A 6,118-nucleotide genomic window follows, 5' to 3' on the forward strand; every position below is an offset into this window, starting at 1 on the left:
CCATGGAAGAAACCTGGCGCTGGTTCGGTCCCGACGACGCGGTGAAGCTGAACCATATCCGGCAGACCGGCGCGCGCGGCATCGTCACCGCGCTGCACCAGATCCCTTATGGCGTCGTCTGGACGGTGGAGGAGATCGAGAAGCGCAAGGCGCTGCTCGCCGCCGATGCCTTGCTCGGCCTGCGCTGGAGCGTGGTCGAGAGCCTGCCCGTGCACGAGAAAATCCGCCGCGGCGATGCCGATTGCGCGACGCTTTTCGACAATTATCGACAATCGCTGCGCAACCTGGCCGCCTGCGGCGTCAAGGTGATCTGCTACAACTTCATGCCGGTGCTCGACTGGACGCGCACCGAGCTGCGGCATCCGCTGGTCGGCGGTGGCAATGCGCTGCGCTTCAACGCGCATGAATATGTCGGCTTCGACGTCTTCATGCTGGAGCGCGAGGGCGCGGCGGAGGGCGTCGCCCCCGAACTGCTGACCCGCGCCAAGGCCTGGGTCGACGGCGCCAGCCAGGCCCAAAAGGACACTCTTCTCAGTTCGATCATGGCCGGGCTGCCGGGCGCCTTCGACCGCTACGACATTCCAGGCCTGCGCGGCATCCTGGCGCAATACGGCCAGATGACCGCCGCCGATCTGAAGCGCAACCTCCAGCGCTTTCTCGAAGAAATCATCCCGACGGCGGAGGAGGTGGGCATCACCATGTGCATGCATCCCGACGATCCGCCGCGCCCGCTCTTCGGCCTGCCGCGCATCGTCTCGAACGAGCAGGACATCGCCGACCTGCTCGACATGGTCGACAGCCCGGCCAACGGGCTGACGCTGTGCAGCGGCTCGCTTGGCGCCGGCCCCGGCAATGACGTGCCCGCCATCGCCCGCCGCTTCGCCCATCGCGTCAAGTTCGCGCATCTGCGCAACGTGGCCAAGGAGCCGGACGGGTCCTTCATCGAATCCGACCATCTCGGCGGCGATGTCGACATGGTCGCCGTGGTCGAGGCGCTGCTGACCGAGCAGAAGCGCCGCAAGGAGGCCGGCCAGGCCGACTGGCGCATTCCCTTCCGCCCCGACCATGGTCACGAATTGCTCGACGATGTTGGCAAGCCGACCTTCCCGGGCTATCCCGCGATCGGCCGCATGCGCGGCCTGGCGGAACTGCGCGGGGTGATGGCGGCGCTGGCCTCGGTGAAGGGCCTGCCGCTCTGACGCGCTGAGGCGGCGGCGCCCCCGCCGGCCGCCTCGGCGGAACCATTCCCGCGCGCCGCGATGGTGACGACGGCCGGCGCGCTGCCGGCCGCAAGCGGGGCGGTGGCAGCGTGACAGCAGGGCCATGCTGACGGTGATGGGCGGGTTTGTGCTGCTCGGGGCTGTCGCCCTGATCGGAGGGATCTCGGGCAGCGTGCTGCAGGCGCTGCGCGTCTTCATCCTGCTCTGGGGCGTGATGCTGGCGGCCACCACCTGGTTCAGCGTGACCCAGGCGGATCGCGGCTTCCTCGATCAATGGCAGGAGCGCGCGCTGGGCTTCGCCGTGCCGGCCCTGGTCGCCTGGCTGCTGGCGCTGTGGATCGGCCGCCCGCCGCGGCCGCCGCCGGAGCCGGTCGAGGAAGACGACTATGACGGGTATCACCGGTAGCGGCGCCGCGTCCCAGCCCCTGGTTCCCCAGCCTCTGGTTTCCCAGCCTTTGGTTTCCCTGCCTCTGGCTTCCCAGCCGCGGCATTGGCGCGCAGGATGCCTCTTCCCCGCCCGCCTCGCGGGCAGCGACACAGGAAGAGACCCGATGCAGAAGCGACCCCTTGGCCGCACCGGCCTCGAAATTGCGCCCCTGGTCTTCGGCGGCAATGTCTTCGGCTGGACGGTTGACGAGAAGACCAGCTTCGACCTGCTGGACGGCTTCGTCGATGCCGGCTTCGACGCCATCGACACGGCGGATGTCTATTCGGCCTGGGCGCCCGGCAACAAGGGCGGCGAGTCGGAGACCATCATCGGCAACTGGCTGAAGAAGAATCCCGGCAAGCGCGACAAGGTGCTGATCCTGACCAAGGTCGGCAGCGACATGGGGCAGGGGCATCGCGACCTCTCCGCCGGCTGGATCACCCGGGCGGTGGAGGATTCGCTGCGCCGGCTGCAGATCGACGTCATCGACCTCTACCAGTCGCACTGGCCCGACCCGCGCACCGGCTACGAGGAGACTCTGCGCGCCTATGAGGGGCTGCTGAAGGCCGGCAAGGTGCGCGCCATCGGCTGCTCCAACCTCGATGCGACGCAGCTGGAAGAGGCGCTGAAGGTCGCATCGGACAAGAACCTGCCGCGCTACGAGACGCTGCAGCCGCATTACAACCTCTATGACCGCGGCGGCTTCGACGGGCCGCTGCGTGACCTGGCGATCCGCGAGGGGCTCGGCGTCATCACCTATTACAGCCTGGCCTCCGGCTTTCTCTCCGGCAAGTACCGCTCGGCTGCCGACTTCTCCAAGAGCAAGCGTGGCGGGGGGATGGAGAAATACATGAACCCGCGGGGCGAGACGATCCTGGCCGCGCTGGATGCGGTGGCCGGGCGGGTCTCCGCGACACCCGCCGAGGTCGCGCTGGCCTGGCTGATTGCGCGTGACGGCGTGACTGCGCCGATCGCCAGCGCCACCAGCCTGGCGCAGCTCGACAGCCTGGCGAAGTCGGCGCGGCTGTCGCTGTCGGCCGCCGATATCGCCGAGCTCGACACCGCCAGCGCCTGAGGCCGGCGAAGAAGCGGCGGGCCTTGCGCGGGCCCGCCGCGGATGCTGCTTTGGCGGCATGTCCGACGCGTCCCCGCCGCCCCGCATCCCGACGCTGCTGCGCGCGCGCCAGGCCAGCCTGACGCCGGCCGAGGCGCGGGTGGCCGAGGCCCTGCTGGCCGACCATCCGACGGCGGGGCTGGGCACCGTGGCCTCGCTGGCGCGGCGCGCCGGGGTCAGCGACCCGACGGTGGTGCGGCTGGTGGCCAAGCTCGGCTTCGAAGGCTTTGCCGACTTCCAGCGCGCCCTGCTCGACGAGGTCGAGGAGCGGCTGCGCTCCCCGCTGATGATGCTGGAGGCCCGGGCGCCCGCGGCCGAGGGTAGCGCCGAGGCCTATCTCGCCTCGCTGGAAACCGCATTGTCGGAAACCCGCCAGCGCGACCTCGCGGCGTCCTATGCGCGGGCGGCGGCGCTGCTGGCCGATCGCCGGCTGCGCCTCTCGCTGATTGGTGGCCGGTTCAGCCGCTTCCTGGCGGGCATCCTGCAAGGTCATCTGGTGCAGCTGCGCCCCGGCACGCGCCATCTGGAAGGCACCGCGGCCGAGCTGGTCGACACGCTGGTCGATCTCGGCCGGCAGGACGTGCTGGTGGTCTTCGACTATCGCCGCTACCAGGCCGACGTGGTCGATTTCGCCCGCCAGGCCCAGGCGCGTGGCGCCCGGCTGGTGCTGTTCACCGATCCCTGGCGCTCGCCCCTGGCCGAGATCGCGACGCTGGTCTTCACCGCCCCTGTCGCCGCCGGCTCCGCCTATGACACCATGGTGCCGGCCCTGGCCCAGGTGGAGGCGCTGCTGGCCTGCCTGCTGGAGGCCCGCAGCCCGGAGACGGAGCGGCGGCTGCGCGCGCTGGAGGAATTGCGCGCAAGCAACAGCGTCACCTTGGATCGGCCGGACCGGGGTCGGATTAAATAATAAATGACCGAAACGAATTGCCTCGTGGCGGGCTGGCCGGCGGCCTAGCCTGCGGCTGCCCGCAACGAGGGATCAGCCCATGCCCCCCGCCTATTCCGACCTTGTCGCGCTGCCCGATCCGGCCAATGCGGCCGGCGTGGACAGCGCCAAGCAGAAGACCATGCTGTCGCTGCTCGGCAATCCGCGCAGCCCGCTGCCGCAGGATTGCGGGTTGGAGCCGAGCAACCCGCTGATCAAGTCGCTGATCGTGAAGGCCCATGTCGGCCCCTTCACGGCGCGCGGCCTGGCGCCGGCGGTGGAAAGCCTGACGGCTGTGATGGCCGACATCAAGTCCGCGCATCCCGACCTGCATGACCGCCTTGGCAACATGGGCATGCTCTGCGTCCGCCATGTCCGCGGCAATCCGCAGGCGATCAGCAACCATTCCTGGGGCACCGCGATCGACCTGACCATCGACGGCAAGCTCGATGCCCGGGGCGATGGCCGGGTGCAGCACGGCCTGACGCTGCTGGCGCCGATCTTCAACCGGCGCAAATGGTTCTGGGGCGCCGCCTTCGGCACCGAGGACGGCATGCATTTCGAGGCCAGCGACGGGCTGGTCCGCGAATGGGCCGCCGCCGGCCATTTCGGTGAGGTCGCGACGCTGGCGGCGCCGAAGCCGGTGGTGCTGGGCGTCGGCGATCGCGGCCCCGCCGTGATCGCGCTGCAGGACAAGCTCAACAAGGCGGGCCAGCCGCTGCTGCGCGACGGCATCTTCGGCCGCGACACCGAGGCCGCGGTGATGCGCTTCCAGGCCGCCAGCGACCTGGTGGTGGATGGCGTGGTCGGCCCGGCGACCTTGGCGAAGCTGGCCTGAAAAACTCTTGCCGGGGGCGGGGCGCTCAGCCCCGCTTCAGGTTCCAGAACACCGGCACGCCCTGCAGCATCCCCGACAGATCGGCGCGATGCGCGGTCAGCTGGGCGATCTGGCCGATCGGCAGATAGGGCAGGTCGGCGAAGGCCTGGGCCTGGATGCGGCGGGCGGCGGTCTGCTGGGCTGCCAGGTCAGGCGCGGCCAGCCAGGCGTCGCGGGCGGTTTCCAGCGCCGGGCTCTCGCACCAGCCATAGAGGCCGCTCTTGCCGTCGCCGCGCAAGGTCGGGTGGACGGCGGGGCTGGCCAGGTCGGCGCCGGTGTTCAGCGCGACATAGGCGTTCCAGCCGCCCTGGGCGATGGGCTCGCGCTTGTTGCGCCGCTGCAGCATGGTGCCCCAGTCCATGGTCACCTCGTCCACCGCCATGCCGGCGCGGCGCAGCGCGTCGCCGATCACCGTGGTGGCGGCGTTGTTCAGCTGCAGGTCGCCCGGCGACATCAGCAGCAGCGTCTCGCCGCGATAGCCCGCCGCCTCCAGCATGTTCCTGGCCGCGGCCGGATCGCCCTGCAGCGCGGACAGGCCCTCGTCATTGGCCATGGCGGTGCCGGGGCAGAAGAAGCCGACGCCGTCGCGCCACAGGGCGGAATCGGTGCCGGCCATGGCCATGACCACGTCGCGCTGGCTGATCGCCGCCAGCATGGCGCGGCGGATCGCTGGATTGGCGGTGGGGCCGTGCAGATGGTTGACCCGCAGCGCGCCCATATAGCCGGTGGCATCCAGCACCGCGACCTTCAGCGCAGTGCCGCGGCGCAGCAGCGGCAGCATGTCGTTGCTCGGCAGTTCCCACCAATCGACCTCGCCGGTGCGCAGCGCGGCGGCGGCGGTCGCGGCATCGGCGATCACCTTCCATTCGATGCGGTCGAAATGCGCGATCTTCGGGCCGGCGGTGCCCTCGGCGGTGCCGGACTCGCGCGGGCGATAGGCCTCGAAGCGGGCATAGGCGAGGCGGTCGCCGGCGACGCGCTCTTCCGGCAAGAAGCGGAAGGGGCCGCTGCCGATGATTTCCTTCAGCGCCTGGTCGGGCGGCGTCTGGGCCAGGCGCTCGGGCATCATGGCGCAGGCCAGGCCGGACGTTTTTCCCAGTGCGAAGGGCAGCAGGGGATAGGCGCGCTTCAGCCTGAAGACGATGCGGCGGTCATCGGGCGCGGACAACTCGTCGGTCACCGCCATCAGTGCCCGGCCCATGTCGTCCCGCGCCGCCCAGCGGCGGATCGAGGCGACGCAGTCCCGCGCCAGGACCTTCGTGCCGTCATGGAACAGCAGCCCCCCGCGCAGCGTCAGGGTCCAGCGGCGGCCGTCCTCCTCGGTCGAGAAACCCTCCAGCATCTGCGGCTGCGGATTCAGCGCGGCATCCTGGCCGAACAGCGTGTCGTAGACCAGATAGGCATGGTTGCGGGTGACATAGGCCGCCGACAGCGTCGGGTCGGTCACCGCCAGGTCGGCATGCGGGATGAAGCGCAGCACCCGGCTGGCTTGCGCCGAAGCGAGGCGAGGCGCCGCAAGGGCAGCGGCGCCGAGGGCGATGAAGGAACGACG

General features: G+C 70.2%; 6 protein-coding genes. 5 read left to right on the forward strand and 1 reads right to left on the reverse strand.

Going from position 1 to position 6,118, the window contains the following annotated elements:
• Nucleotides 1-2: 2 nt before the first annotated feature.
• The 5 genes from uxuA to BKE38_RS00415 all read left to right on the forward strand — a co-directional run bounded on the left by uxuA (nucleotide 3) and on the right by BKE38_RS00415 (nucleotide 4,527).
• On the forward strand, nucleotides 3-1,199 hold the full coding sequence (gene uxuA / locus BKE38_RS00395) for a mannonate dehydratase (protein ID WP_076955392.1): 1,197 nt from the start codon (nucleotides 3-5) through the stop codon (nucleotides 1,197-1,199).
• 124 nt (nucleotides 1,200-1,323) lie between these two features.
• Complete coding sequence (locus BKE38_RS00400) at nucleotides 1,324-1,626, forward strand: hypothetical protein (RefSeq protein ID WP_076955393.1); 303 nt, start codon at nucleotides 1,324-1,326, stop codon at nucleotides 1,624-1,626.
• Nucleotides 1,627-1,771: 145 nt separating this feature from the next.
• The gene (locus tag BKE38_RS00405) at nucleotides 1,772-2,722 is read left to right on the forward strand and encodes an aldo/keto reductase (protein WP_076955394.1); all 951 of its coding nucleotides are present in this window, start codon (nucleotides 1,772-1,774) and stop codon (nucleotides 2,720-2,722) included.
• 58 nt (nucleotides 2,723-2,780) lie between these two features.
• A complete protein-coding gene (locus BKE38_RS00410) occupies nucleotides 2,781-3,671 on the forward strand; it encodes a MurR/RpiR family transcriptional regulator (protein ID WP_076955395.1) in 891 nt (296 codons plus the stop codon).
• A gap of 79 nt (nucleotides 3,672-3,750) precedes the next feature.
• Nucleotides 3,751-4,527 (forward strand): peptidoglycan-binding protein, encoded by a 777-nt coding sequence (locus tag BKE38_RS00415; RefSeq protein WP_076955396.1) that lies wholly within the window; start codon nucleotides 3,751-3,753, stop codon nucleotides 4,525-4,527.
• Nucleotides 4,528-4,552: 25 nt separating this feature from the next.
• Here BKE38_RS00415 and BKE38_RS00420 read toward each other — a convergent pair.
• A partial coding sequence (locus BKE38_RS00420; protein WP_242662120.1) for an ABC transporter substrate-binding protein occupies nucleotides 4,553-6,118 on the reverse strand: 1,566 nt, incomplete at its 5' end.

It is taken from the genome of Teichococcus deserti (assembly GCF_001982615.1).
GTDB lineage: Bacteria > Pseudomonadota > Alphaproteobacteria > Acetobacterales > Acetobacteraceae > Pseudoroseomonas > Pseudoroseomonas deserti.

Coding starts and splice junctions, on each gene's coding strand:
- uxuA (WP_076955392.1), top strand. CDS start 3: ATGGAAGAAACCTGGCGCTGGTTCGGTCCCGACGACGCGGTGAAGCTG.
- BKE38_RS00400 (WP_076955393.1), top strand. CDS start 1,324: ATGCTGACGGTGATGGGCGGGTTTGTGCTGCTCGGGGCTGTCGCCCTG.
- BKE38_RS00405 (WP_076955394.1), top strand. CDS start 1,772: ATGCAGAAGCGACCCCTTGGCCGCACCGGCCTCGAAATTGCGCCCCTG.
- BKE38_RS00410 (WP_076955395.1), top strand. CDS start 2,781: ATGTCCGACGCGTCCCCGCCGCCCCGCATCCCGACGCTGCTGCGCGCG.
- BKE38_RS00415 (WP_076955396.1), top strand. CDS start 3,751: ATGCCCCCCGCCTATTCCGACCTTGTCGCGCTGCCCGATCCGGCCAAT.